The organism is Cellulomonas sp. P4_D11 (genome assembly GCF_056401915.1).
This window is the reverse complement of the sequence record NZ_JBFUIK010000009.1, coordinates 70,341-94,661: the sequence shown is the minus strand read 5'-3', so window position 1 is coordinate 94,661 and position 24,321 is coordinate 70,341. Positions and strand designations below refer to the sequence as shown.

Here is a 24,321-nt window from a genome sequence, read left to right as displayed (position 1 = left end):
CCCCTCGCACGGGTGACGGCGGGCCGGTTCACCCACGGGTGGACCGGCCCCCGACGTCGTGCCGGTCAGCCCGTCCGGGCGATGACGATCAGCAGCATCGTCACCAGGAACCCCGTCACCAGGTTGAGCCAGAGGAACCGGCGCCACCCGGCGTTGGCTCGCTCGCAGTCCTCGTCGCGCACGGACCAGAACTGTGCCGTGCTGATCGCATACGGGATGGGCAGCACCGCCGCGAGCGACCCCGGCCAGGGGACGACGAGCAGGACGACCGCCGCGAGCACGTAGAGGACCGTCGACGCCACGACCGTCCGGTGCGCCCCGAGCGCGGTGGCCACCGACGCGATCCCGCCCTCGCGGTCCGCGCGCACGTCCTGCACCGCCCCGAACGCGTGCGACGCCATCCCCCAGAGCACGAACGCCACCAGCACCGGCCAGGTGGTCGACGCCCCGAGGTCCGCGCCCACCAGCACGAGCGCGTACAGCAGGGGGCCGACGAAGTGCATCGCGGAGGTCAGCGAGTCGAGCACCGGTCGCTCCTTGAACCGGAGCACGGGCGCGGAGTACGCGACGACCAGGAAGAGCACCAGGGCCAGCGTGGCGTTGGCGGCCGCGTCGCCGACGAGCAGCAGGTAGACGACGAACGGCACGGTGGCGACAACGCACGACCACAGGATCCGGCGGTGCACCTGCGCGGCGCGCGCCGGTTCGACCAGGCCGCCCTCGATCCCGCCCTTGCGCGGGTTGCGCAGGTCCGAGGCGTAGTCGAACACGTCGTTGATGCCGTACATCAGCAGGTTGTACGGGCCGAGGAAGAACAGGGTGCCGACGACGAACGTGGCATCGATCCGGCCGCCCGTAGCCAGCAGGTAGCCCGCGGCGAACGGGTACGCGGTGTTGATCCAGGAGAACGGGCGCGACGCCGCGAGGACCTCTCTCACGAGCCGGCCCGCGCCTTCCGCCGGCCGAGGACCACCCAGAGCACCGGCATCCCGACGGCCGCGGCGATCGCATAGGCGAAGTCCTCGAGCGGCGCTCCCCACACGTAGACGCCGAGGATCTTGTCGGGGTCGAACTCATAGAGCCCCACCCGGATCATGAGCGTGTCGAAGACCGTGGTGAGCACGCACAGGATCAGCACCGTGACCAGCAGGGGCGACGGCCGCATCGTGCGCAGCACCGGCCACGACACCGCGCCGAGCAGCGCCAGCACGATCACGTTGAGCACGATGTTCGTCACGGGCGCACGTCCCGACGCCGGTCGAACCAGCGCCACGCCAGCAGGGCCGTGTAGCAGAGGAGCGCCAGGAAGAACGCCTCCTCCACGGGCAGCTCGGGTGCCAGCAGCAGCCCGGTCATGTGCGGGGAGTCGCCGCGCGCGAAGATGCCGAGGACCAGACCGAGCCCGTCCCACAGGAGGAAGCCGGCGACGCCGATCCCGACGGTGAGCGCGGCGCGGCGGGGGTCGGCCCAGAACGCGAGCCGGAACCGGCGGTCCAGCAGGGCGAGGCCACCCAGCGACAGCAGCAGGGCGGCGAGGTACAGGACGCTCATCCGACCTGCTCGCTCCACACCCCGCGGCGACGCGCGGACGCCAGGTAGCCGGGCCGCAGCGGGGCGGGCAGGGGTCGCGACGACGTCTCCCCGAGCATCCGCTTGACCACGAGCTCGGCGCTGATCAGGCACATCGGCAGTCCCACACCCGGGATCGTGCCACCCCCGACGTGCAGGACGTTCGGGACGCGCGCGGAGGCGTCGCCCGGCCGGAACATCGCGCTCTGCCGCAAGGTGTGCTCCATGCCGAGCGCGGTGCCGCGCCACGCGGAGAAGTCGCGCGCGAAGTCGGCGGGACCGACGACCCGCCGGGTCACCACGCGGTCCCGCAGGTGGGGGATGCCCGCCCAGTCGGCCACCTGGTCCAGGTACCGGTCGGCGTGCGTCTCGAGATCGTCCCCGCCCAGAGAGGGGTCGGCGGGGAACGGGACCAGCACGAACAGGTTCTCGTGCCCCGCCGGCGCGGCGGTCGGGTCGCTGGCGGTGGTACGGGACACGTACATCGAGGCCACCTCGGGCACCCGCAGGCCGTCCGGTGCGGAGGCGCGTCCGGTGCCGAGGATGTCCTCGAAGTTCGTCGGCCAGTCCCGCGTGAAGAACAGCGAGTGGTGGGCCAGCTCGGGCAGCTCGCCCCGCACCCCGGCCATGATCAGCAGCGCCGAGATCCCGGGCCCGCGGTCCGCCCACCACTCGTCGGGCAGGTCCCGGTGCCGGCCCAGCAGCTCGGTCTCGGTGTGGTGGCGGTCCGCGGCCGACACGACGACGTCGGCCGGGACCAGCGTGCCGTCGGCGAGCCGGACGCCCCGGGCCGTGCCTGACCTGCGTGGATGCCGGACGGACGGCGACTCGTCGGCGATCTCGATCGACGCCACGTCGGCGCCGGTCCGCACCTCGACACCCTCCTTGCGCGCGATCCGCTCCAGCGCCTCGATCACCGTGTACATCCCGCCGCGTGGGAAACGTACGCCGTCGACGAGGTCGAGGTGACTCATGAGCGAGTACAGGGCGGGGACCCGGTACGGCGACGACCCGAGGAACACCGCGTGGTACCCGAGCACCTGCCGCAGGACCGGGTCGGTGACGGTGCCGGCGACCTTGTCGGCGAGCGTCCCGGTCAGCAGCCCGGCCAGGGTGCCCGACTGCCGCACGACGTCCAGCGACAGCAGCCGGTCCGGCCGTGCGAACGTCGTGTAGAGGAACGAGTCGAGCGCGGTGCGGTACGCCTGCGTCGACGCCTCGGCGTAGCGCCGCATCGCCTCGCCGGCCCCGGGCTCGCGGGCGTCGAACGTCGCCCAGTTGGCCTCCGGGTCGCCGACGACGTCGAACGGCTCGGCCGGGCCGTCGTCGGCGGGCTCGGGGAACAGCCGGTACGCGGGGTCGAGCCGCTCGAGCTCGATGTGGTCCTCGATGCGCTCCCCCAGCAGCGCGAACGCGTGCTCGAAGACCTCCGGCATGAAGTACCACGAGGGCCCGGTGTCGAACCGGAACCCGTCGACGGACAGCGTGCCCGCGCGCCCCCCGAGCTGGTCGTGCCGCTCGAGCAGGGTCACCAGCGCGCCGCCGCGGGCCAGCAGCGCGGCGGTCGTCAGGCCGGCGATGCCCCCGCCGACGACGACGACGCGCCCCGGACCCGGCCCGCCCGCACGTCCGCTCATGCGTCGACCGCGCGGCCCGCCCGCGCCTCCGCCACCACGGACTCGCCGACCACCAGCAGCTTGACCGGGGTGGGCAGGCGCACGCGGCCGACCAGCAGCGACTCGGGCGGCCGCGTCGCGATCTCGTCGAGGAGCCGCTGGTAGAGCGCGAGCGTCGCACCGACCGCGTAGCGCGCCCGCCGGGGCAGGCTGGGCACCGCCGCGCGGGCCACGGCGACGTCGGCGTTGATCTCGCTGAGGATCGAGTGGAGCTGCGCGTCGTCGAGGTGCCCCGGCGTGGTCCCCGGGAAGTACGTGCGGCCGAGCTCCTCGGTGTCGGCGCCGAGGTCGCGCAGGAAGTTGATCTTCTGGAACGCGGCACCCAGCGCCCGCGCGCCCGCCACCTGGGTCTCGTCGGGCTGGCGCACGGGCTCGTCGGGCCGCCGGTCCTCGTTGAGGAAGGCCCGTACGCACATCAGCCCGACCACCTCGGCGGACCCGTAGACGTAGGCGTCGTAGCTGGCCCGGTCGTGCGCCCGCACGGTGAGGTCGGTGCGCATCGAGGCGTAGAACGGCCCGGTCTCGGCGCCGCTGATGCCGACGCGGCGGGCCGTGCGCGCGAACGCGTGCACGACGAGGTTGGTCGAGTACCCGGTGCGCAGGGCGCGCGTGGTCTGCGCCTCGAGCTCGTCCAGCTCGGCGCCGGCGTCATCGCCCCGATAGGTGTCCACGACCTCGTCGGCCAGCCGCACCAGCGCGTACACCGCGCGGATGTCCTGCTGCGCCCGTCGGCCGAGCAGGCGCGTGCCCAGCCCGAACGACGTGGAGTAGGCGGCCAGCACGCCGGCACTCGTGCGCGCGGCCGTGGCGTCGTACAGCCGGAGCGCCCGGTCACGGGCGGATCGCACCTCCGACATCGGCTCCCCCAGCACTCAGTGGCCCCGTCCGACGAGATCGTCGACGACGCCCACAAGGTAGCCTCCCAGCGGTTCGGGGAGGCCGCTCATCGCCAGCTCGCGCGCGTGCAGCCCCGTCCGGCGGGCCAGCTCGCGCACCTCGTCCAGCGCGCCGCACGCCGTCATCACCCCGCGCACGGCCGCGGCGCCCGCCTCGTCGAGATCCGTCCGCCCGACGTGCGCGTCCAGCACGGCGCACCCGGCCTCGTCGGCCAGCGCGTACGCCCGCCGCAGCAGCTCCGTGCGCTTGCCCTCGCGCAGGTCCGACAGCACGGACTTGCCCGTCACCTGCGGGTCCCCGAACACCCCGAGCTCGTCGTCGGTGAGCTGGAAGGCGACCCCGAGCGCCGACCCGACGGCGCCGAGCAGGGCGGTGCGGCCGTCGTCGACCCCCGCCAGGATCGCGCCGACGACGAGCGGCAGGCGGCCCGAGTACGCCGCGGTCTTCAGCTCCGCCACCGCGAGCGCGTCGACGTCCCGCGGCGAGGCCAGCGACGCCGTGACGTCGAGCAGCTCGCCGACGACGGTCGTCTCGATCCCCTCGGCCAGCAGCCCGATCACCTTCACGAGGGCGGCGGCGTCCGCCGGGGCGCTCGCCACCAGGGAGAACGCCGACGCGATGGCCAGGTCGCCCGCCAGCAGGCCGGCCGCGAGCACCTGGTCGGCGACCACGCGCTCGTCGAGACCCCGGGCCGCCAGCCGGGCACGGGTGGCACCCGCGACGTTGGGCCGTCCGCGCCGGACCTCGTCGTGGTCCAGCAGGTCGTCGTGCACGAGCATCGCGGTGTGCAGCACCTCGACGGCGGCCGCGACCGGTGCGATCGCCCGGGCGTCGGTACCGCCGAGCCCGAGGTAGGCGGCGACGGCCAGCCGGGGGCGCATGAGCTTGCCGCCGACGACCCCCGCCAGGTCGGTCCACAGCTGCGCCGCCACGTCGGAGCGGCCGGCCGCGACGCGGGTGCGGGCGTCGACGAACTCCTGCAGCACCGCCGACGTCGTGGCCATCGCGCGCTCGACAGCCTCGGCCAGGTCGGCCTCGTCGGCGGCTCGGACCTCGACCGGCTCCTCCTGGACCGTCACCCGCGACTCTCCCTGCATGGGCCCTCCCGTCGTCTGCCGGTTTCCGCCTCGCCCCGCAGGAGATGCTCAGCATACTGAGCATTCCGCCGGGCGCATCAGGAAGCCCTGCCGATCCCCTCGCACACCTGTCGCGCACCCCTTCGGCCCGAAGGCCCTCCGCGGATGCACCTGGCCGCGATCTCCCCCCGCCGCGGACGCGGTCGGCTCGGCCGCGCCGTCGTCGGTACGCTCGGGCGCATGACATGGCTGGTCACCGGGGGTGCCGGGTACATCGGGTCGCACGTGGTGCGGGCGTTCGGGCAGGTCGGACTGGAAACCGTGGTCCTCGACGACCTCTCCAGCGGCCACCAGGGCTTCGTCCCCGACGACGTCCCGCTGGTCGAGGGCTCGATCCTCGACACGGACCTGGTGGCCGACGCCCTGTCGCAGCACGGTGTCGTCGGCGTCGTCCACCTCGCGGGGTTCAAGTACGCCGGCGTCTCGGTCGAGCGCCCCCTGCACACGTACGACCAGAACGTCACCGGCACGGCGCACCTGCTCGAGGCCATGGCCTCGCAGGGCGTCGATGCGATCGTCTTCTCGTCGTCGGCCGCCGTCTACGGCACCCCCGACGTCGACCTGGTCACCGAGTCCACGGCCACCAACCCCGAGTCCCCGTACGGCGAGTCCAAGCTCATCGGCGAGTGGCTCCTGCGCGACCAGGGCACGGCTGCGGGCCTGCGCCACACGTCCCTGCGGTACTTCAACGTCGTCGGCTCGGGGACGCCGGAGCTCTACGACACCAGCCCGCACAACCTCTTCCCCCTGGTGCTCGACGCACTGGCCGAGGGGCGCACCCCACGGATCAACGGCACCGACTACGCCACGCCCGACGGCACCTGCGTCCGCGACTACATCCACGTCGCCGACCTCGCCGACTCCCACGTCGCCGCCGCCCAGGCCCTCGCGGCCGGCCGCACCCTGGAGCCCGTCTACAACCTCGGCTCCGGCGACGGCGTCTCGGTCCGGGAGATCATGACGGCGATGGCCGAGGGCACCGGCATCCCCTTCGAGCCCGAGACCGGGCCGCGCCGCCCCGGCGACCCCGCCCGCATCGTCGCGTCCGGCGAGCTGGCCGCGCGCGACCTCGACTGGCAGATGCGCCACACCCTGCTCGACATGGTGACCAGCGCCTGGGAAGCCCGCCGGTCCCACTGAGCACCGTCAGAGGGCCTGGAGCCTCGGGAGCTGGTCGACGAGGCCCTCGAGGACCGACTCGCTGCCCGCGTAGACGCCCTCGGCGCGCGGCCAGTGGACCACCACGTCGCTGAAGCCCAGGGCGGCGGCGCGCTCGACGCCCTCGGTCACCACGTCGAGCGACGTCATCGAGAAGATCGGCGCCCCGTCCAGGCTCAGGTACCGCCGCAGCGGCGGCTCGCCGACGGGCCGAGCGGTGGCCTCGATGGCGTCGAGCTGCTCGAGCATCGTCGCCAGCCCGGTCCACCACTGCTCCTGCGCCGCGGCCGGGTCGGTGGGCGTGTCCTCCGTCGCGTACGCGGGGCCGTAGGTCACCCACCCCTGGCCGTACCGCGCGGCGAGCGCCATGGTGCGCGGCCCGTTGGCCGCCACGAGGAACGGAGTGCGCGGCTGCGCGATCGTGCCGGGGATCATGCGGGCCTGGTCGGCGCGGTAGAAGGCGCCCTGGTGGGAGGTGACCGGGTGGGTCAGCAGCTCGTCGAGCAGCCCGAGGAACTCCTCGAACCGCCGCGTGCGCTCCCCGCGCGTGGGCGGGTCGCCGGTGACCGAGGCGTCGAACCCCTCGCCGCCGGCGCCGATCCCGAGCAGGAACCGCCCGCCGCTGATGTCGTCGAGGCCCATGACGTCCTTGGCGAACGGCACCGGGTGCCGGAAGTTGGGCGACGCCACCCAGGTGCCCAGCCCGATCCGCTCGGTGACGGCGGCCGCGGCGGCGAGCAGCGGGACGGTCGCGAACCAGGGCTGGTCGGCGAGGGCCCGCCAGGCGAGGTGGTCGTACGTCCACGCGTGGTCGAAGCCCCACTCCTCGGCCAGCTGCCACCTGCGACGCGCCGACGCCCAGCGCTCCTGCGGCAGCAGCGCGATCCCCACAGCAACCATGCCCCGACCCTATGCGCCCGTCAGGCGTGGGCGTGGTGCTCGGTGCCCGTGGTGGACGGGGGCTCCAGCTGGAACGTGCAGTGGGCGACGTCGAAGTGGCCGGCCAGGCAGCGGCGCAGCTCGTCGAGCACGCGACCCGCCTCGCCGCGCGAGAGGAGCTCGTCCGGCACCTCGACGTGGGCGGACAGCACCGGGACGCCGGACGTGATGGTCCAGGCGTGCAGGTCGTGCACCCCGAGCACCCCGGGGACCCGGCAGATGTGCGCCCGGATCGCATCCAGGTCGACCCCGCGCGGCGTCGCCTCCAGGAGGACGGTCGCGACCTCGCGCAGCAGCGCGACGGCGCGCGGCACGATCATCAGGCCGATGATCACGGACGCGATGCCGTCGGCCCGCTCGAACCCCGTGGTCAGCACGACCACGGCGGCGACGACGACCGCCGCGGACCCCAGCAGGTCGCCCAGCACCTCGAGGTAGGCGCCGCGGACGGTGAGCGACTCGCTCTGCCCGCGTCGCAGCAGCGCCAGCCCGACGCCGTTGGCGGCCAGCCCGAGAGCGGCGACCGCCAGCATGAGACCGGCCTCGACCGTGCCCGGCGTGAGGATCCGGGCGATGCCGCCGACGATCACACCGATCCCGACGACCGCGATGACCAGGCCGTTCACCAGCGCGGCGAGGATCTCGGCGCGCTGCCAGCCGAACGTGCGCGCGGCGGTCGCGGGCCGGGCGGCCAGCGCCGTGGCCCCGAGCGCGAGGCCCACCCCGGCGGCGTCGGTGAGCATGTGCCCGGCGTCGGCGATGAGCGCGAACGACCCGGAGATAAGGCCGCCGACCACCTCGACCACCATGACGACGAGCGTGAGGACGAGGACGGCGAGCAGCCGTCCTCGGTGCGCCTGCGCCGCGGTCGCGTGCGCGTGGTCGTGGCCCACGGTCAGTCCCAGCCCAGCTCGTGCAGCCGGTCGTCGTCGATGCCGAAGTGGTGCGCGATCTCGTGCACCACGGTGACGGCGACCTCCTCGACGACGTCCGCGCGGTCGTCGCAGACCGCGAGCGTGGGCAGCCGGAAGATCGTGATCCGGTCCGGCAGCGACCCGGCGGCCCAGAACTCGCCGCGCTCGGTCAGCGGCGTCCCCTCGTACAGACCGAGCAGGTCCACCTCGCCCTCCGGCGCCTCGTCCTCGACCAGCACGACGACGTTGTCCATCATGGCCGCCAGCTCGTCGGGGATCTCGTCGAGCGCGTCGCGGACGGCATCCTCGAACTCGGCGCGCGACATGTCGACCATGGGCACCATCCTGCCTGCTCACGACGACGTGACGGTGGCCACGGTCGGTCACTTTGGAGTTCGGGCCGATCACCCCGTATGCTCGTCACCGGTCATCCGGCGCCTCGGCGTTGGGGGTTGGATGTTCGCGTCGGACAAGCCCCCATCGTCTAGCGGCCTAGGACCCCGCCCTTTCACGGCGGTAGCACGGGTTCGAATCCCGTTGGGGGTACGAGCAGTATCAGCACCAAGGCCTTGCAGCTTCACCCAAGGCCCCGTAGCGCAGTTGGTTAGCGCGCCGCCCTGTCACGGCGGAGGTCGCGGGTTCAAGTCCCGTCGGGGTCGCTCGATCTACGCCCGGTCAGCAGTTCTGTGATGAGCAGAGACCGGGCGGCGTCGTTTAGGCCACTTAGCTCAGTTGGTAGAGCGTTCGACTGAAAATCGAAAGGTCGGCAGTTCGACCCTGCCAGTGGCCACCTCAGAAGCCCCGCCCGGACGATCCGGAGCGGGGCTTCGTCCTGTGCACCCGGTGCGACGAGCGCGCCTGCGCTGCTGCGCGGCAGCCCGGCGACCAGGGCTTCTGCTCCTAGGCTGAGCGCACCGCACGCCGCACCAGGAGGACCTATGGCCAGCACCCCCGGAGCCGACCGACCCCGCAGCTTCTTCGACCGGTTCACCGAGCCGCTGGCCGACCGGGCCCGCGAGAAGTTCAGCCAGGTCGAGGACCACGTGCGCGAGGCCGTCCAGGTCGAGATCGACGCCGTGACGCGCAGCGTCCGCGCCCGCGCGATCGAGGTCCGCCCGGCGGCCATCGGCTTCGGCGCGGCCGCCCTGGTGACCTTCTTCGGGCTCGCCCTGCTGGTCACTGCCGCCGTCCTGGGCCTGGCCTACGCGGTGGACCCGTGGCTGTCCGCGCTCATCATCGGCGTCGCGCTCGTGCTCGTCGGCGGCGGGATCGCGGCCTGGGCCAAGCGGCGCCTTCCTCCGGCGCCGGCCGTCTCCGTGGTGCGGATCCATGAGCCCGTCCACCCCGCCGAGGAGCAGGTGCACCCCTGGGAGGACTGACCTCCGGTGGGTGATCCGGGCCTCACCTCTCGCGCTGCGGATCGCTGACCAGCAGACTGAGTGGTCTACGGACGTGCAGACGAGAGGCCGTGCCCATGATCACGCAGTCGGGACCGCCGGGCGACGAGAAGTCGCTGGGCCAGCTGGTGTCCGATCTCAGCGAGCAGGCCGCGCGGCTGGTGCGCGCGGAGATCGACCTGGCCAAGGCCGAGATCACCGGCCGCGCGCAGCAGCTCGGCATCGGCGCGGCGCTGGTCGCCGTCGGCGCCGTGCTCGCGCTCTACCTGCTGGGTGCCGGGATCGCGACCGCGATCATCGTGCTCGACCTGTGGCTCGACCTCTGGCTGGCGGCGCTCATCGTCTGCGTGGCCCTGCTGCTGGTCATCGTGGTGCTCGTGCTCATCGGTATCAACCGCATCAAGGCCGGCTCGCCACCCACTCCCGCGAAGGCCATCGAGAACGTGCAGCAGGACATCGCCGCGGTGAAGGCAGGATTCCAGTCATGAGCGACGAGAAGGACCAGAAGCCGGCCAAGCCCGCGAAGCCCTTCAGCACCCCGGACATGGTGGCGGCCGAGGCCGAGATCGCGGTGACGCGCGACCAGCTGGCCTCGACGGTCGACGAGCTGGTCGCCCGACTGGACCCCCGGGCGCAGGCGGGCCGGGCCGTGGAGTCGGGCCGTCAGCTGTGGAACGACGCCACCAACGGCGACGCGGACCCCGAGGACCGCAAGAAGGCGTTCACCGTGCTGGGTGGCGCGGCGGCCGGCGTGGCCGTGCTGCTCGTGCTGCTCGTGGCGGCCGCCCGCCGGAAGGGCTGACACGCGACGACTCCGGGGCGCGCACCGTTGCGCACCCCGGAGTCGTTCGTCGTGCTTGCGCGCATGGAACGGCCGAGGGCGCGTCGAGGAGGGTCGACGGCCTCGGCCTGGCTGGGACGGTCGTTCAGCCGTCCGACGGGCGCTGCTGCGGGATGCCGTTGAGCAGGTCGCGCACCTCGGACTCGCGGTAACGACGGTGACCACCCAGGGTGCGGATCGACGACAGCTTCCCGGCCTTCGCCCAGCGGGTGACGGTCTTCGGATCGACCCGGAACAAAGTCGCGACCTCGGAGGGCGTGAGCAGTGCTTCGGATTCTGCGGCGTGTGCGTTCATCAGCTGCCTCCTGGCAAGCGTGCGGCCTGCGGCTCCGACGGCGTCGGCGCCCGGCCAGTACAGGTGCGGGTGGTACATGTGGAGCGGTGGTGCGGCGGTGCGTTGTGAAACGTTATCCACCGAGCGTAACCCGGTTCGAGTTGACGAAACCGGGGCAACGCCTACCTAGCATGAACGAAAGCCGCAGATGTCGCATTCCAGGACACGGTCTGGTAACGAACCTTCACACGACCCTCATGAACCTCTCATCAAGCGCGACCCTCGGGCCGTAAGCACTACCCTAAACCCGACCAAACGGTCATACATCCCGACGCGCGGGAGAACTGCACGAGGAAGTTGGACGGTAGTCCTGATCCAGAGGCTCGCCTAGCAGCCGGACGTGACGCGTGTCGCCCACAGCGAGTGGTCGGAATACCGAACGACCATGTACCGTTGCCCCACGAAGAGACGATTCAGCACCCCGGGGCCGCACGTGTCAGCACGGAGCCGCCCCGCATCCACGTAAGAGGGGGTCGATGCCATGGGGCGCGGCCGTCAGAAGGCTAAGCAGACGAAGGTGGCCCGGGAGCTGAAGTACTTCAGCCCGGAGACCAACTACCGAGCTCTCGAGCAGGAGCTCACGTCGCACGGCCACAACGATGTCGTCACCGACAACCGCCCTCGCGCGGTTGTGGAGACGGACACTGACGACGACAGCGACGACTACCGACGCTGGTCGGACGACGATCGCTGACCGTTCTCACCACCTGCGCTGACGCGTAGGACCCGCGCCGCACCACCTCTCGCAGGTGGTGCGCGCGTGTCTGCGCGGGTGGTGAGGAACGGCGTCAGACCCGGTAGGAGCCGCTGAGCTGGACGGCTCCCCCGTGCACACCCTTGGTGCCCGCGACGAAGCCGGGCGCCCCCACCACGTCGGTGGACGGATCGGCGTGCCGGACGGTGCCCAGCTCCCACGCCTTGAGCCCGAGCTCCGCGGCATGCGCGAGCACTCCGCCGACGGCGTCGGCGGCCACGATCGCCACCATGCCCACGCCGAGGTTCAGGGTGCCCTCGAGGTCGGTCCACGGGACCTGGCCCAGCCGCTGCACCAGCGAGAACACCGGCGGCAGCGTCCAGCCGCCGCGGTCGATGTCGGCCACCAGGCCCTGCGGGAGCACGCGCGCGACGTTCGACGCGAGCCCACCGCCGGTGACGTGGCTGTACGCGTGCAGCCCGCCGACGCCGGCGCGCTCGACCAGCGCCAGGCAGTCGCTGGCGTAGACGCGGGTGGGCTCCAGCAGCTCCTCGCCCAGCGTGCGGCCGAGCTCGTCGACGTGGCGGTCCAGGGACCAGCCGGCCACCGAGACCACCTTGCGCACCAGCGAGTAGCCGTTCGAGTGCAGACCGCTCGAGCCCAGCGCCAGCAGCACGTCGCCGGCGCGCACGCGCTCCGGCCCCAGCAGCTGGTCGGCCTCGACCACGCCCGTCGCGGCACCGGCCACGTCGTACTCGTCGGGACCCAGCAGGCCCGGGTGCTCCGCCGTCTCGCCGCCGACGAGCGCCGTTCCGGCCACCGAGCACGCCGCGGCGATGCCGCGCACGATGCCGGCGATCCGCTCGGGCACCACGCGACCGCACGCGATGTAGTCGGTCATGAACAGCGGCTTGGCACCGACCACGACGATGTCGTCGACGACCATGCCCACCAGGTCGAACCCGATGGTGTCGTGGATGTCGAGCGCCTGCGCGATGGCGACCTTGGTGCCGACGCCGTCGGTGGAGGTGGCCAGGAGCGGCTTGCGGTACTGCAGGAGGGCGCTGGCGTCGTACAGCCCGGCGAACCCTCCGACGCCGCCGAGCACCTGCGGGCCGTGCGTCGCGCGCACGGCGTCCTTCATCAGCTCGACGGCTTTGTCGCCCGCCTCGGTGTCGACCCCGGCGGTGGCATAGGTGACCTGCTGCGCGCCGCTCACGGGTGGTCCAGCGCGCTCGCGCCACCGGCGCTCGGCACGATCGAGAGCAGACCGTCCTCGGGCGCGCCCAGCGGCAGCTCGTTCTGCTCGAGCAGGAACTTGCCCAGCCGGTCGTCCGGCGGAAGCTCGATCGGGTACTGGCCCGTGAAGCACGCGGCGCACAGCTGCGACGCGGGCTGCTCGGTCGCGGCGATCATGCCCTCCGGGGAGATGTACCCGAGCGAGTCGGCGCCCAGCGACGCGGCGATCTCGTCGACCCCCAGGCCGTTGGCGATGAGCTCCGCGCGGGACGCGAAGTCGATGCCGTAGAAGCACGGCCACTTCACCGGCGGCGAGCTGATCCGCACGTGCACCTCGGCCGCGCCGGCCTCGCGCAGCATCCGGATGAGCGCGCGCTGGGTGTTGCCGCGCACGATCGAGTCGTCGACCACCACCAGGCGCTTCCCGCGGATGACTTCCTTGAGCGGGTTGAGCTTCAGCCGGATGCCCAGCTGGCGCAGCGTCTGCGACGGCTGGATGAACGTGCGGCCCACGTAGGCGTTCTTGGTGAGGCCCTGGCCGAACGGGATGCCCGACGCGGCGGCGTAGCCGACGGCCGCGGGGGTGCCCGACTCCGGCACCGGGATGACCAGGTCCGCCTCGACGGGGTGCTCGACGGCCAGGCGGCGGCCCATGGCCACGCGCGCGGCGTGCACGGAGCGGCCGGCGATCGACGTGTCGGGGCGCGCCAGGTAGACGTACTCGAACACGCAGCCGGCGCGGTCCACGGGCGCGAAGCGGCTGCTGCGCAGGCCGTCGGCGTCGATGGCGATGAACTCGCCGGGCTCGATCTCGCGGACGAACGACGCGCCGACGATGTCGAGCGCCGGCGTCTCGCTGGCCACGACCCAGCCGCGCTCGAGCCGGCCGAGCACGAGCGGGCGCACGCCCTGGGGGTCCCGGGCGGCGTAGAGCGTGTGCTCGTCCATGAAGACCAGGCTGAACGCGCCGCGCAGGCGCGGGAGCACCTCGAGCGCCGTCGCCTCGAGGGTGTGGTCCGGGTCCCCCGCCAGCAGCGCGGTGATCAGCGCCGTGTCGGTGGTGTTGCCGCGCGCGAGCTCGCCGCGCCGCTGGCTGCCGTACCGCTCGGCGACGAGGTCGACCAGCTCGGCCGTGTTGGTGAGGTTGCCGTTGTGCCCGAGGGCGACGGTGCCGGCGGACGTGGGTCCGAGCGTCGGCTGCGCGTTCTCCCAGGTGCTGCCACCGGTGGTCGAGTAGCGCGCGTGACCGATGGCGATGTGCCCCTGCAGGGCGTTCAGCGCGGTCTCGTCGAAGACCTGGGAGACCAGCCCCATGTCCTTGTAGACGAGCAGCTGCTGGCCGTTGGAGGTGGCGATGCCCGCCGACTCCTGGCCGCGGTGCTGCAGCGCGTACAGGCCGAAGTAGGTCAGCTTGGCGACTTCCTCGCCAGGAGCCCACACACCGAAGACGCCACAAGCGTCCTGGGGGCCTTTTTCGTTGGGGAGGAGGTCGTGGTTCAGACGTCCGTCTGCGCGGGGGGCCACGTGCCTATGGTCGCACACGCGTCGGCGTCGGCGGCCATCCGGACCACAGGTCAGACGACAGCTCAGTCGTCGGCGGGCAGGGCGCGCCGCACGCTGCGGCGGTCGGCCAGGATGGCGACCAGGCCGCCGACGAAGCCGCCGAGCACCGCACCGGCGACGGCCATCCACGTGCGGACCGCACCCTCGCCGTCGAGGAACGAGATGAACCCCGAGCCGTCCGCCGCGCGCGGGGCGGCCGGCTCGATCACGGCGGTGAGCACGAGGCCCACGACGATGCCGACGATGACGCCCGCCGTGATGAACGCGCCGTACTTCGGGGCGTGGCGGACCGTGGCCGGCTGGGCGACCTCGGCCAGCTCCTGCTCCGACGGGATGGGGACCCCGCGGGCGTCGAGCGCGGGCGCGTCGGTCACGGGCGGGACCGCGGTCTCGTCGGCGGCGTCCTGCGGCTGGGGGTCGTTCGGCACCCCGTGATCCTAGGTCAGTGCGGGTTCAGCCGCGGGCGCGGGCGGCCTGCAGCGGCAGCCACTCCCGCAGGTCCGCGCGCTCGCCCGACGCCCGGATCCGGCCGTCCGCCACCGCGGACTGCCAGGTCAGCGCGCCGGTGGCCAGCGCGAGCCAGGTCTGCGCGTCGGTCTCCACCACGTTCGGCGGGGTGCCGCGGGTGTGACGAGGTCCTTCCACCGCCTGCACGGCGCCGTCGGGCGGCACCCGCACCTCGACCGCGTTGCCGGGGGCCACCTCGGCCAGCTCCTCGAGCGTGAACCGGACGGCCGTGCGCCGCGCGGCGGTCGGGACGCCGGCCGGGTCCGCTCGCCAGACCGCGAGCGCAGCCCGTCCGTCGGCGGGGTCGGTACGGCGTCGCGGAGGCACAGGTCGATTGTGCCGTGCCCGCGCCGGGGCTAGCCTCCTGGCCATGACCTCGACGACCTGGCGCTGGCTGCACTAGACGCAGCCCGCGGTCGTCCTGCCCCCGAGCTGCTCACGCGGCCTCGGGGGCATCGCTGTCTCCTGGCACGTGCGCGGCGCCCGTCCCCCGAGGAGATCCCATGAAGCGCATGCTCACCGGCGAGCGGCCGACCGGTCCGCTGCACGTCGGCCACCTGTTCGGCACCGTGGCCAACCGGGTCCGCCTGCAGCAGTCCGGCGTCGAGACGGTCCTCGTGCTGGCCGACTACCAGGTCATCACCGACCGGGACGGCACGGGCGACATCGCCGCCAACGTGCACGAGATCGTGCTCGACTACCTGGCCGCCGGCATCGACCCCGACGCGGCGACGATCTTCACGCACAGCGCCGTCCCGGCCCTGCACCAGCTGATGCTGCCGTTCCTGTCGCTGGTGTCCGTGGCCGAGCTCGAGCGGAACCCCACCGTCAAGCAGGAGCTGGCGGACTCCGGCCGGTCGATGAGCGGGCTGCTGCTCACCTACCCGGTGCACCAGGCCGCGGACATCCTGTTCTGCCACGCCGACGTGGTGCCCGTGGGCAAGGACCAGCTGCCGCACCTGGAGCTGACCCGGACGATCGCCCGCCGGTTCACGCAGCGGTACGGACCCTGCTTCGCGGAGCCCGAGGCCCTCCTCTCCGAGGCGCCGACCGTGCTGGGCACCGACGGCCGCAAGATGAGCAAGAGCCGCGGCAACGCGATCGAGCTGCGCGCGACCGCCGACGAGACGGTCCGGGCGATCCGGTCCGCCAAGACCGACACCGACCGGACGATCACCTACGACCCGGAGCACCGGCCGGAGGTCGCCAACCTGCTGCTGCTCGCCTCGCTGTGCACGGGGGTCGTCCCGGAGGCGATCGCCGACGAGATCGGGTCCGGGGGCGCCGGCCGGCTCAAGGCCGTCGTCGCCGAGGCGCTGGTCGCGTACCTGGCTCCCCTGCGCACCCGTCGCGCCCTGTTCGCCGCGGAGCCCGGGCTGGTGGCCGACATCCTCGCCGCGGGGAACGCCCGGGCGAACGCGCTCGCGGACGCCACGATCCGTGACGTCCGCGAGCTCATGGGGATGGTCTACGGCTGAGTCACCATCTCGCGTTGCGGGCCAGCTCGAGGGCGATGTCCTGGAACCAGGCACCGGCCGCCGGTCCGCCGTTGCACGTGCCGTCCGACTCGCCCGGCAGCTTGCCCCAGAGGAGGGCGTCGAGGCCCGACCCGTCGTTGACCAGGGTCGGCTTCTCGCCGAGCGCCCGACCACGCGGGTTGCACCACTCGCCGTTGGACCCGTTGCCGTTGCGGGACGTGTCGATGACGAACCTCCGGCCGCCCAGCTGCTGCGAGATCTGCTGGCCGTACGACCTCGACGCGGCGGTCGTCTGGTAGTTCGACGTGTTGAGGGCGAACCCGACCGCGTACTCGAAGCCGACCTGGTTCAGCCGGCTCACGGCCGTGCTCACCGGCAGCCACGACGAGTGGCCGGCGTCGATGTAGACGCGCGCGCCCTTCAGCGTGAGCGACTTGGCCGCGTACCTGAGGAAGCCGACGCGGTCGCCCTGTCCGGCGCAGTCGCCCAGCTGGGCGAGGGCGTCGGGCTCGAGGACCACGTACGGGTTGCCCTGGATCCCGGAGGCGACGGTGTCGATCCAGGCCGCGTACGCGCTCTCGGCGACGCCGCCGCCGGAGTACGAGCCGCAGTCGCGGCCCGGGATCGCGTAGACGACGAGCATCGGGGTCTTCCCGGCGGCCTTCGCGCGGCCGGTGTAGTCGGCTACCTCCGCCTTGGCGTGCGCCGGGTCGGCCCAGTTGCCCACCCAGTACGCCTGCGGGGTCAGGGCGATCTTCTCGAGCAGCGCCTTGTCCGTGCCGGTCGCCGCCTGCCACGCGCGGTAGCCCTGCGTGGTCGGGTCGACGTAGAAGCTGCTGGCGGTCGGGGGTGTGGTCGCTGTCGGCGTGGGCGTGGGCGTCGGTGTCACCGTTCGGGTCGGGGTGGGTGTGGGGGTGGGGGTGGGTGTCGTGCCCGTGCACGGCGTGCCGTTCACCGTGAAGGAGGAGGGCGCGGGGTTCGAGCCGCTCCACGAGGCGTTGAACCCGAAGCTCGTCCGGCCGTTCGTCGCCAAGGAGCCGTTCCAGGGGAGGCTCGCGACGGAGACGGCCGAGCCCGTGGTGGTGGCCGTGCCGTTCCACAGGCTGGTGATCTTCTGGCCGGCGCCGAACGACCAGCCGACGGTCCACGCGCTCACGGGGTCGCCCAGGTTGGTGACGGTCACGTCGGCGCCGAAGCCGCCCTGCCACTGGTTGGTGATCCGGTAGTCGACCTGGCAGCCGGTGGCGGCCTGGGCGGCGCTGGCGGTGACGGCGGTGAGACCGGCCACCGCGACGGCCGCGGCGGCGAGCAGCGCGGTGACGCTTCTGCGGGTGGGCATGGGCGGGGATCTCCTCGGGACGGCTCGGGGTCGTGGGGTCCCGCTCGCGTCGGCGGTGACGTCGCGGGACCGGTCCCGTCGAGGAAACCGGACGCCCGGGCGGTCTGGCGAGCGGTCGCGCGCATCCGAAACGTTTAGCCAACGGATCCGGCTCGTCGATGCGCTTCCGCACCCCCGGGCTCGTATCTGCGGCCGGCGGCGGCCATCCTGAGAGGTGGCGCGGCGATGCACCCCCGGCTGCCGCGTAGGAGGTCCGGTCATGCGGTCACGACGCCTGCTCGCTGCGCTCACCCTCGTCGCCGCCCTGGCCGCGTGCACCTCGCCGCCCACCACCGCGGCCCCTGCCGAGACGTCCCCCGCGGCCGTGGACGTCGCGCCCACCAAGGGCTCGGGCGACGTCGAGCAGCCGCAGGACCAGGGTGACGCTCTGCCGGTCCTCACCACCGCCGTCGCCGGGTCCGGCTCCCCGGCGTCCGTCGAGGCCGGAGTCGTGTGCCTCTTCTGGAGCTGGGGCGGCCAGGGCACGCCGCAGCTGTCCGACGGGATGTCGTTCGCCATCGCCCACGCCGAGGTCGAGCCCGCCACGTGGTCGGTCTACGACGCCGCGTGCACGGGCCAGTCGGGCCGGGCCTGCCTCGGCGCCACCATCACGGTCGACGACTCCGGCTGCCTGGTCGGGTTCGCCCGGGACGGCGGCCCGACCGCGCCGCCCGGCGCGAGCGCGCTCGTCGGCATGTCCGGCACCCTCTCCTGCGCGGATCCGGCGACGACGGCCGACTGCGACGACGTGGCCGCACAGCTGGGCTCCGCCCCGGACGTGTCGGCGGACCTCGACCTCGAGAGCTTCCCGGTCACCAACGGGGACGGCTGACGTGGCGACCACCCCGAGCGGCCGCGTGCTGCCCGGGTGGCTCACGCTGGCGACGCAGATCGCCGCGCCGATCACGCTGGTGACCACGCTGCTCTTCTACTTCGGGTACGTGTTCACGCGGTCGCAGTACGCGTACTTCGGGGTCGACGTCGACACCATCGGGCTGACGCCGCGCGACTACGTGATGCGCAGCCCGCAGCCGCTCCTGGTCCCTCTGCTGGTGCTGACCGTCGTGTCCGTCGCGGTCGTCGCGCTGCACGGGCGCATCGACGCCGGGGCGCGCCAGGCCCGGTCGGCCGACGGCGGCGACGCCCGGGTGCAGCGCGCCGCGCGCTGGTGGGTGTCGGCCGGCTGCGGGGTGCTCGTGGCCGGGCTCGTGCTGCTCGTCGCCTACGCCTGGTGGGGTGCCTGGCCGTACCTGTCGCTCGTGTCGGCGATCCTCATCGGGGTCGGCGCCGCGGTCTGCGGCCTGACCCTCGGCTACGCGACGACGCGAGCCCCCGGGATCGTCGCCGGGATGTGGGTGCTGGTCCTGGCCGCCGCGTTCTGGGCCGTGTCGATCACGGCGGACTGGTCCGGCCGCGGGCAGGCCCAGCAGCTGGCTCGCAACCTCGACGACCTGCCTGCCGTCATCCTCGACAGCCCCGCCGACCTGCACCTGCGCAACACCGTCGCCGCGCCCGAGGACCTGTGCTGGGCCACCGGCGACGCGCCCGACCCCGCGTGCGCCGCCCTCACCGACCAGCCCCGCTACCGGTACCGCGGGCTGCGGCTGCTGGTCCAGGGGCCGACCGCGATGTTCCTCGTGCCGTCCGCGTGGTCCGCGAGCGCGACGACCCTGATGGTGCCGCGGACGGCCGACGTCCGGCTGCAGTTCCAGTTCGTGAACGTACCGCCGGGCTAGCCGCGCGGGTGGCCCGGTCCTCGCAAGCCGCGCTGGTACTGCCGGGTCTGCGCCTTCCAGCGGCGCTTCTCCAGCGCGGCCAGGTGGGCGTCCGTCCGCCGGGCCTGGTAGGCGGCCTCGCGCGCCAGCCGGCGCCAGCTCTCGTACCGACGCAGGGACAGCTCGCCGCTGTCGAGCGCCGCCCGGATCGCGCAGCCGGGCTCGCCCGCGTGGTGGCAGTCCGCGAACCGGCAGGCGAGCGCCAGCTCGGCGACGTCCGCGAAGGTGGTGTCCAGCGCATCCCCGTCGGCGACCAGGCCGACGCCGCGGATGCCCGGGGTGTCGATCAGCACGGCGCCGCCCGCCAGCCGGACCAGCTCACGGTGCGTCGTGGTGTGCCGGCCACGGCCGTCCGACCGCTGCCCGCCCGTGGCCATGACGTCGCGCCCGGCCAGCGCGTTGACCAGCGTCGACTTGCCGGCACCCGACGGGCCGACGACGACCAGCGTCGCGCCGGGGACCAGCAGCTCACGCAGGCGCTCCATCCCCTGGCCGGTCGGGACGCTGACCGCATGCACGTCGACCGCGAGCGCGACCGCCGCGACCTCCTCGGCCATGCCGGCGGCGTCGGGCACCAGGTCCGCCTTGGTGAGGACGACGACCGGTTGCGCGCCCGACCGCCACGCGAGCGCCAGCAGGCGTTCCACGCGCCCGAGCTGCGGATCGGGGTCGAGGTGCTCGACCACGAGGACGACGTCGATGTTGGCGGCGAGGGCCTGGACGCGGGACGTCGCCCCGGCGGAGTCCCGGACCAGCGCGGTCCGGCGCGTGGCCAGCGTCCGGGCACGGGGGCCCTCGTCGGTGTCGTCGACGAGCATCCAGTCACCGACGGTCGGCGGCAGCCGCTCGCCGTCCTCGGTCGCGATGAGCCCGTCGCGATCGAGCGCGACGCGACGCGGCGTCGCGGCCGCCATGAGCTCATGAGCGGACAGCACGAGGACCGCGCCCTTGTCGGCGCGCACCACGCGGACGTGGTCGGGGTGGAGATCGGCTGGCACGCCGTCGACGCTATGTCGGCGCGCCCCGCCCCTCCAGGCAAATACGCGAGAACAACGTTGCGGCCGTCATGCGGCTCCGCAACGGCCGCAACGTTGTTCTCGCGGGGGGGGTCAGCCGAACCAGCGCGGGAGGGTCGCCTCGAAGGCCGCGCGGGCCTCGTCCAGCGGCAGGGTGAACAGGCCCTGGACCTCCACGGCCGGTCCGTGCACGTGGTCGGACTCGTCGACCGGCGTGCCGGCGCCCGGCGAGCAGGACTCGGCCGTCTCGCCCAGGCGCAGCGCCGGGACGCCGCGTGCGGTGCAGAGGTCGACCAGGCGCACCTCCTCCGAGCGCGGCACCGCGACGAGCACGCGGCCCGTCGACTCGGAGAACAGGGCCTCGAACGGCGTGACGCCGTCGCGCTCGCAGATCGGGTCGAGCGACACCTGCACGCCGACGCCGTAGCGCAGGCTGGACTCGATGAGCGCCTGAACCAGGCCGCCCTCCGAGAGGTCGTGGGCGGCGTCGACCAGGTCGTCGCGGCTGGCGTGCGTGAGCACCGTCGCCAGCCGGCGCTCGGCCGCGAGGTCTACGGCCGGCGGCAGGCCGCCGAGGTGGCCGTGCACCACGTCGGCCCAGGCGGACCCGTCGAGCTCGGCGCGCGTGGTCCCCAGCAGGTACACGGCCTGCCCGGGGGCGGTCCAGCCCGACGGGGTGGCGTCGGCGACGTCGTCGAGCACGCCCAGCACGCCGACCACCGGGGTCGGGTGGATGGCGGAGTCGATCAGGCCGGGCTCGCCGGTGCCGTTGTAGAGCGAGACGTTGCCGCCGGTGACCGGCACCTCGAGCACCTGGCACGCGTCGGCCAGGCCGCGGATGGCCTCGACCAGCTGCCACATCGAGTCGGGGTGCTCGGGGCTGCCGAAGTTGAGGCAGTCGGTCACCGCCAGCGGGCGGGCGCCCGTCGTCGCGACGTTGCGGTACGCCTCCGCGAGGGCCAGCTGCGCGCCTGAGTACGGGTCGAGCTTGGCGTACCGGCCGTTGGCGTCGGTGGCGAGCGCGACGCCCAGGCCGGTCGACTCGTCGACGCGGATGACGCCCGAGTCGTCGGGCTGCGCGAGCGCGGTGTTGCCCTGCACGAAGCGGTCGTACTGGTTGGTGACCCAGGCCTTGGAGGCGAGGTTGGGGCTGGCCAGCAGCTGGAGGGCGGTCGCGCGGATCTCGGCGTCGGTGGCCGGGCGGGCCAGCGCCGCCGTCGTGTCGGCGTTGAGCCCGTCCTGCCAGGCCGGACGCGCGTACGGGCGGTCGTAGACCGGTCCGTCGTGCGCGACCGAGCGCGGCTCGACGTCGACGATCCGCTCGCCGTGGTGGTCGATGGTCAGGCGGCCCGTGCCGGTGACCTCGCCGATCACGGCGGTCTCGACGTCCCACTTGCCCGTGATGGCCAGGAACTCGTCGAGCTGGTCGGGCCGGACCACGGCCATCATGCGCTCCTGCGACTCCGACATGAGGATCTCGCCGGCCGTGAGGGTGGGGTCGCGGAGCAGCACGTTCTCGAGGTCGACGTGCATGCCGCCGTCGCCGTTGGAGGCCAGCTCGCTGGTGGCGCACGAGATGCCTGCCGCGCCCAGGTCCTGGATGCCCTCGACCACGCGCGCGGCGTAGAGCTCGAGGCAGCACTCGATGAGCACCTTCTCCATGAACGGGTCGCCCACCTGCACCGACGGTCGCTTGGAGGGCTTCGTGTCGTCGAACGTCTCGGACGCGAGGATCGAGGCGCCGCCGATGCCGTCGCCGCCGGTCCGCGCGCCGAACAGGACGACCTTGTTGCCCGCGCCCGAGGCGTTGGCCAGGTGGATGTCCTCGTGCCGCAGCACGCCGAGGCACAGCGCGTTGACCAGCGGGTTGCCCTGGTACGAGGCGTCGAACACGAGCTCGCCGCCGATGTTGGGCAGGCCCAGCGAGTTTCCGTAGCCGCCGACGCCGGCCACGACGCCGTGCACCACGCGGGCGGTGTCGGGGTGGTCGACGGCGCCGAAGCGCAGCTGGTCCATGACCGCGACCGGGCGCGCGCCCATCGAGATGATGTCGCGCACGATGCCGCCCACGCCCGTGGCCGCGCCCTGGTACGGCTCGACGTAGGACGGGTGGTTGTGCGACTCGACCTTGAAGGTCACGGCCCAGCCGTCGCCGATGTCGACGACGCCGGCGTTCTCGCCGATGCCGACGAGCAGGTGCGCCTTCATGGCGTCGGTCGTCTTGTCGCCGAACTGGCGCAGGTGGTTCTTGCTCGACTTGTAGGAGCAGTGCTCCGACCACATGACCGAGTACATGGCGAGCTCGGCGGCGGTGGGGCGGCGGCCCAGGATGTCGCGGATGCGCTGGTACTCGTCCGGCTTGAGGCCCAGCTCCGCGAACGGCTGCTCCTGGTCGGGGGTCGCGGCGGCGACGTCGACGGTGTCGGTCTGGGGGGCGCGCGCAGGTGCGGTGGTCATCGATTCCCTCGGTGGAGACCCGTGGCTCTCTCGCCACCTCTCGGCAGCGCGGCCGACGTCGGCAGACGACGCCCAGGATACCGGGGCCCGGACTCCGCCCCGCGCACCGTCCACGCGACCGCACTGAGGCCCGATCGGCCCGTCGAGGCCCTCGGCGGGCGAGCAAATCCGAAGCAGTTTTGCGAGGCCCGGCGCTCCGGGCAACCACGGGCACTGACCTGGGCGGACGCGCGGCCCGGCGCGTCCCGCCGAGGCCGCACGGCGTCCGTGTCGTCTTCGTCCGAGTTGCGCGGTTCGGGTGGCCGTGTGACGGTCGTCTCATGAAAGCGCTTCCTATGGGCACCGGCGACGGCCGTCCGAGCGCTGCCCCGGTGACGATCTACGACGTAGCCGAGCGTGCCGGCGTCGGCATCGCCACCGTCTCCCGCGCCCTGCGCGGCTCTGCTCCCGTGGCCGAGTCGACCCGGGCGCGCGTCCTCGTCGCCGTCGAGGAGCTCGGCTTCCGGGCCAGCCACGCGGGCACCTCGCTCGCGGAGCGCCGGCACGCCGCCAACGGGATCGTCTTCCCCGACCTGTCGGGCCCGTACTACGCCGAGGTGCTGCTGGGCTACGAGGAGGCTGCGTCGCGGCTCGGCCGCAGCGTGCTCGTGCTGGCCACGCACGGGCGGCCCGACCCCGACGCCGCCGTGCGCGAGCTCGCCGGGCGCGTCGACGGCCTCGTCCTGCTGGGTCGCACGGTCTCCGACGAGACGATCGCCGGTCTCGCCGGGCTCCCCGTCGTCGTGGTGGCCCGGCCCGTGCTCGCCGGGGTCGACTCCATCCGCGCCGACGGCATCACTTCCGCCCGCGCGCTCGGCGAGCACCTCGCGGGCCACGACGTGCGCCGGGTCGCCTTCCTCGGCTCCCCGGAGGAGTCCCCCGATGTCGCCGAGCGGTGGCGCGGCGTCCGCGAGGGCCTCACCGCGCACGGCATCGAGCCCACGCTCACGCCCTGCCTCTTCGACGAGGCGTCGGGCACGCGCGTCGCGGCGGCCCTCCTTGCCGTGCGCGATCGCCCCGACGCGCTCGTGTGCGCGAACGACGAGATCGCGCTCGGGGCGATCGTCGCCGCCGAGGAGATCGGCCTGCGGGTCGGCCGCGACATCGCCATCACCGGCTGGGACGACGTGATGGCCGCGCGCCACGCCCGTCCCGCCCTCACCACCGTCCGCCAGCCGATGCGCACGCTCGGGGCACTCGCCGCCGAGGTGCTGGACCAGCGCATCACCGGAAACCGCACGACCCCGCGGCACGAGTCGCTCGCCACCGACCTGGTGGTTCGCGACAGCTGCGGCCTGCACCCCTGACACGACC

26 protein-coding genes and 3 tRNA genes are annotated in these 24,321 nt (G+C 73.3%); 12 read left to right on the top strand and 17 right to left on the bottom strand.

Annotated features, from left to right (window positions below):
* Positions 1-65: 65 nt before the first annotated feature.
* The 6 genes from AC1DT4_RS07945 to AC1DT4_RS07920 are packed head-to-tail and all read right to left on the bottom strand — an operon-like array spanning position 66 to position 5,221.
* Entirely contained in the window at positions 66-938 is an 873-nt protein-coding gene (locus AC1DT4_RS07945; protein WP_477089237.1) for a prenyltransferase, read from the bottom strand.
* Positions 935-1,237, bottom strand: coding sequence for a lycopene cyclase domain-containing protein (locus AC1DT4_RS07940; RefSeq protein WP_477089236.1), 303 nt, complete (start codon positions 1,235-1,237; stop codon positions 935-937). Before AC1DT4_RS07940 ends, AC1DT4_RS07945 begins: the two co-directional genes overlap by 4 nt.
* On the bottom strand, positions 1,234-1,551 hold the full coding sequence (locus AC1DT4_RS07935; RefSeq protein WP_477089235.1) for a lycopene cyclase domain-containing protein: 318 nt from the start codon (positions 1,549-1,551) through the stop codon (positions 1,234-1,236). The genes AC1DT4_RS07940 and AC1DT4_RS07935 overlap by 4 nt, the downstream gene beginning before the upstream one ends.
* A complete protein-coding gene (gene crtI, locus AC1DT4_RS07930; RefSeq protein WP_477089234.1) occupies positions 1,548-3,206 on the bottom strand; it encodes a phytoene desaturase family protein in 1,659 nt (552 codons plus the stop codon). The genes AC1DT4_RS07935 and crtI overlap by 4 nt, the downstream gene beginning before the upstream one ends.
* On the bottom strand, positions 3,203-4,102 hold the full coding sequence (locus tag AC1DT4_RS07925) for a phytoene/squalene synthase family protein (protein WP_477089233.1): 900 nt from the start codon (positions 4,100-4,102) through the stop codon (positions 3,203-3,205). The genes crtI and AC1DT4_RS07925 overlap by 4 nt, the downstream gene beginning before the upstream one ends.
* Positions 4,103-4,117: 15 nt before the next feature.
* Entirely contained in the window at positions 4,118-5,221 is a 1,104-nt protein-coding gene (locus AC1DT4_RS07920) for a polyprenyl synthetase family protein (RefSeq protein ID WP_477089232.1), read from the bottom strand.
* Between the two features lie 237 nt (positions 5,222-5,458).
* Between AC1DT4_RS07920 and galE the strand changes: the two genes are divergently transcribed.
* A complete protein-coding gene (galE, locus tag AC1DT4_RS07915) occupies positions 5,459-6,418 on the top strand; it encodes a UDP-glucose 4-epimerase GalE (RefSeq protein ID WP_477089231.1) in 960 nt (319 codons plus the stop codon).
* 6 nt (positions 6,419-6,424) lie between these two features.
* On the opposite strand, the gene AC1DT4_RS07910 is transcribed toward galE, so the two are convergent.
* The 3 genes from AC1DT4_RS07910 to AC1DT4_RS07900 are packed head-to-tail and all read right to left on the bottom strand — an operon-like array spanning position 6,425 to position 8,624.
* Positions 6,425-7,336 (bottom strand): LLM class flavin-dependent oxidoreductase, encoded by a 912-nt coding sequence (locus AC1DT4_RS07910; RefSeq protein ID WP_477089230.1) that lies wholly within the window; start codon positions 7,334-7,336, stop codon positions 6,425-6,427.
* 20 nt (positions 7,337-7,356) lie between these two features.
* The gene (locus AC1DT4_RS07905; RefSeq protein WP_477089229.1) at positions 7,357-8,268 is read right to left on the bottom strand and encodes a cation diffusion facilitator family transporter; all 912 of its coding nucleotides are present in this window, start codon (positions 8,266-8,268) and stop codon (positions 7,357-7,359) included.
* 2 nt (positions 8,269-8,270) lie between these two features.
* Entirely contained in the window at positions 8,271-8,624 is a 354-nt protein-coding gene (locus AC1DT4_RS07900; RefSeq protein WP_477089228.1) for a metallopeptidase family protein, read from the bottom strand.
* 138 nt (positions 8,625-8,762) lie between these two features.
* Between AC1DT4_RS07900 and AC1DT4_RS07895 the strand changes: the two genes are divergently transcribed.
* From AC1DT4_RS07895 to AC1DT4_RS07870, 6 genes are all read left to right on the top strand, one after another.
* Positions 8,763-8,835 (top strand) — tRNA-Glu (locus tag AC1DT4_RS07895).
* Positions 8,836-8,874: 39 nt separating this feature from the next.
* A tRNA-Asp gene (locus AC1DT4_RS07890) sits at positions 8,875-8,948 on the top strand.
* A 58-nt stretch (positions 8,949-9,006) separates the two neighbouring features.
* Positions 9,007-9,079, top strand: a tRNA-Phe gene (locus AC1DT4_RS07885).
* Positions 9,080-9,227: 148 nt separating this feature from the next.
* Positions 9,228-9,668: a phage holin family protein gene (locus AC1DT4_RS07880; protein WP_477089227.1), complete on the top strand. Its 441-nt coding sequence runs from the start codon at positions 9,228-9,230 to the stop codon at positions 9,666-9,668.
* 95 nt (positions 9,669-9,763) lie between these two features.
* Complete coding sequence (locus AC1DT4_RS07875) at positions 9,764-10,174, top strand: phage holin family protein (RefSeq protein ID WP_477089279.1); 411 nt, start codon at positions 9,764-9,766, stop codon at positions 10,172-10,174.
* Positions 10,171-10,488, top strand: a complete 318-nt coding sequence (locus AC1DT4_RS07870; protein ID WP_477089226.1) for a DUF3618 domain-containing protein — start codon at positions 10,171-10,173, stop codon at positions 10,486-10,488. The genes AC1DT4_RS07875 and AC1DT4_RS07870 overlap by 4 nt, the downstream gene beginning before the upstream one ends.
* 124 nt (positions 10,489-10,612) lie before the next feature.
* On the opposite strand, the gene AC1DT4_RS07865 is transcribed toward AC1DT4_RS07870, so the two are convergent.
* Positions 10,613-10,822 carry a BldC family transcriptional regulator gene (locus AC1DT4_RS07865; protein WP_477089225.1) on the bottom strand — a complete coding sequence of 70 codons (210 nt, stop codon included), beginning with the start codon at positions 10,820-10,822 and terminating at the stop codon, positions 10,613-10,615.
* 520 nt (positions 10,823-11,342) lie between these two features.
* Here AC1DT4_RS07865 and AC1DT4_RS07860 point away from each other — a divergent pair.
* Positions 11,343-11,555 (top strand): DUF3073 domain-containing protein, encoded by a 213-nt coding sequence (locus AC1DT4_RS07860; protein WP_056026136.1) that lies wholly within the window; start codon positions 11,343-11,345, stop codon positions 11,553-11,555.
* 94 nt (positions 11,556-11,649) lie between these two features.
* On the opposite strand, the gene purM is transcribed toward AC1DT4_RS07860, so the two are convergent.
* The 4 genes from purM to AC1DT4_RS07840 all read right to left on the bottom strand — a co-directional run bounded on the left by purM (position 11,650) and on the right by AC1DT4_RS07840 (position 15,191).
* Positions 11,650-12,774 carry a phosphoribosylformylglycinamidine cyclo-ligase gene (gene purM, locus AC1DT4_RS07855; RefSeq protein ID WP_477089224.1) on the bottom strand — a complete coding sequence of 375 codons (1,125 nt, stop codon included), beginning with the start codon at positions 12,772-12,774 and terminating at the stop codon, positions 11,650-11,652.
* Positions 12,771-14,318 carry an amidophosphoribosyltransferase gene (gene purF / locus AC1DT4_RS07850; RefSeq protein ID WP_477089223.1) on the bottom strand — a complete coding sequence of 516 codons (1,548 nt, stop codon included), beginning with the start codon at positions 14,316-14,318 and terminating at the stop codon, positions 12,771-12,773. Before purF ends, purM begins: the two co-directional genes overlap by 4 nt.
* A 62-nt stretch (positions 14,319-14,380) precedes the next feature.
* Positions 14,381-14,785, bottom strand: coding sequence for a histidine kinase (locus tag AC1DT4_RS07845; protein ID WP_477089222.1), 405 nt, complete (start codon positions 14,783-14,785; stop codon positions 14,381-14,383).
* Between the two features lie 25 nt (positions 14,786-14,810).
* A complete protein-coding gene (locus AC1DT4_RS07840) occupies positions 14,811-15,191 on the bottom strand; it encodes a sterol carrier family protein (RefSeq protein WP_477089221.1) in 381 nt (126 codons plus the stop codon).
* Positions 15,192-15,367: 176 nt separating this feature from the next.
* Between AC1DT4_RS07840 and trpS the strand changes: the two genes are divergently transcribed.
* The gene (gene trpS / locus AC1DT4_RS07835) at positions 15,368-16,342 is read left to right on the top strand and encodes a tryptophan--tRNA ligase (RefSeq protein WP_477089220.1); all 975 of its coding nucleotides are present in this window, start codon (positions 15,368-15,370) and stop codon (positions 16,340-16,342) included.
* 1 nt (position 16,343) lies between these two features.
* On the opposite strand, the gene AC1DT4_RS07830 is transcribed toward trpS, so the two are convergent.
* The gene (locus AC1DT4_RS07830; RefSeq protein WP_477089219.1) at positions 16,344-17,681 is read right to left on the bottom strand and encodes a glycoside hydrolase family 6 protein; all 1,338 of its coding nucleotides are present in this window, start codon (positions 17,679-17,681) and stop codon (positions 16,344-16,346) included.
* 259 nt (positions 17,682-17,940) lie between these two features.
* On the opposite strand from AC1DT4_RS07830, the gene AC1DT4_RS07825 reads away from it, so the two are divergent.
* Together AC1DT4_RS07825 and AC1DT4_RS07820 are read left to right on the top strand one after the other, a co-directional pair.
* Complete coding sequence (locus AC1DT4_RS07825) at positions 17,941-18,552, top strand: hypothetical protein (RefSeq protein ID WP_477089218.1); 612 nt, start codon at positions 17,941-17,943, stop codon at positions 18,550-18,552.
* A 1-nt stretch (position 18,553) separates the two neighbouring features.
* Positions 18,554-19,456 (top strand): hypothetical protein, encoded by a 903-nt coding sequence (locus tag AC1DT4_RS07820; RefSeq protein WP_477089217.1) that lies wholly within the window; start codon positions 18,554-18,556, stop codon positions 19,454-19,456.
* On the opposite strand, the gene rsgA is transcribed toward AC1DT4_RS07820, so the two are convergent.
* Together rsgA and purL are read right to left on the bottom strand one after the other, a co-directional pair.
* Complete coding sequence (gene rsgA, locus AC1DT4_RS07815) at positions 19,453-20,493, bottom strand: ribosome small subunit-dependent GTPase A (RefSeq protein ID WP_477089216.1); 1,041 nt, start codon at positions 20,491-20,493, stop codon at positions 19,453-19,455. The genes AC1DT4_RS07820 and rsgA overlap by 4 nt on opposite strands.
* Positions 20,494-20,604: 111 nt before the next feature.
* Entirely contained in the window at positions 20,605-22,968 is a 2,364-nt protein-coding gene (purL, locus tag AC1DT4_RS07810; protein ID WP_477089215.1) for a phosphoribosylformylglycinamidine synthase subunit PurL, read from the bottom strand.
* Between the two features lie 320 nt (positions 22,969-23,288).
* Between purL and AC1DT4_RS07805 the strand changes: the two genes are divergently transcribed.
* Complete coding sequence (locus AC1DT4_RS07805; protein ID WP_477089214.1) at positions 23,289-24,314, top strand: LacI family DNA-binding transcriptional regulator; 1,026 nt, start codon at positions 23,289-23,291, stop codon at positions 24,312-24,314.
* Positions 24,315-24,321 lie beyond the last annotated feature (7 nt).

Bases quoted from the DNA above. Each gene is read 5' to 3' on its own strand.
- AC1DT4_RS07900 (WP_477089228.1), bottom strand. From the start codon at position 8,624: ATGGTCGACATGTCGCGCGCCGAGTTCGAGGATGCCGTCCGCGACGCG.
- AC1DT4_RS07910 (WP_477089230.1), bottom strand. From the start codon at position 7,336: ATGGTTGCTGTGGGGATCGCGCTGCTGCCGCAGGAGCGCTGGGCGTCG.
- AC1DT4_RS07865 (WP_477089225.1), bottom strand. From the start codon at position 10,822: ATGAACGCACACGCCGCAGAATCCGAAGCACTGCTCACGCCCTCCGAG.
- AC1DT4_RS07805 (WP_477089214.1), top strand. From the start codon at position 23,289: ATGAAAGCGCTTCCTATGGGCACCGGCGACGGCCGTCCGAGCGCTGCC.
- AC1DT4_RS07925 (WP_477089233.1), bottom strand. From the start codon at position 4,102: ATGTCGGAGGTGCGATCCGCCCGTGACCGGGCGCTCCGGCTGTACGAC.
- galE (WP_477089231.1), top strand. From the start codon at position 5,459: ATGACATGGCTGGTCACCGGGGGTGCCGGGTACATCGGGTCGCACGTG.
- AC1DT4_RS07880 (WP_477089227.1), top strand. From the start codon at position 9,228: ATGGCCAGCACCCCCGGAGCCGACCGACCCCGCAGCTTCTTCGACCGG.
- AC1DT4_RS07860 (WP_056026136.1), top strand. From the start codon at position 11,343: ATGGGGCGCGGCCGTCAGAAGGCTAAGCAGACGAAGGTGGCCCGGGAG.
- purL (WP_477089215.1), bottom strand. From the start codon at position 22,968: ATGACCACCGCACCTGCGCGCGCCCCCCAGACCGACACCGTCGACGTC.
- trpS (WP_477089220.1), top strand. From the start codon at position 15,368: ATGAAGCGCATGCTCACCGGCGAGCGGCCGACCGGTCCGCTGCACGTC.
- AC1DT4_RS07870 (WP_477089226.1), top strand. From the start codon at position 10,171: ATGAGCGACGAGAAGGACCAGAAGCCGGCCAAGCCCGCGAAGCCCTTC.
- AC1DT4_RS07825 (WP_477089218.1), top strand. From the start codon at position 17,941: ATGCGGTCACGACGCCTGCTCGCTGCGCTCACCCTCGTCGCCGCCCTG.
- AC1DT4_RS07830 (WP_477089219.1), bottom strand. From the start codon at position 17,681: ATGCCCACCCGCAGAAGCGTCACCGCGCTGCTCGCCGCCGCGGCCGTC.
- crtI (WP_477089234.1), bottom strand. From the start codon at position 3,206: ATGAGCGGACGTGCGGGCGGGCCGGGTCCGGGGCGCGTCGTCGTCGTC.
- AC1DT4_RS07935 (WP_477089235.1), bottom strand. From the start codon at position 1,551: ATGAGCGTCCTGTACCTCGCCGCCCTGCTGCTGTCGCTGGGTGGCCTC.
- AC1DT4_RS07875 (WP_477089279.1), top strand. From the start codon at position 9,764: ATGATCACGCAGTCGGGACCGCCGGGCGACGAGAAGTCGCTGGGCCAG.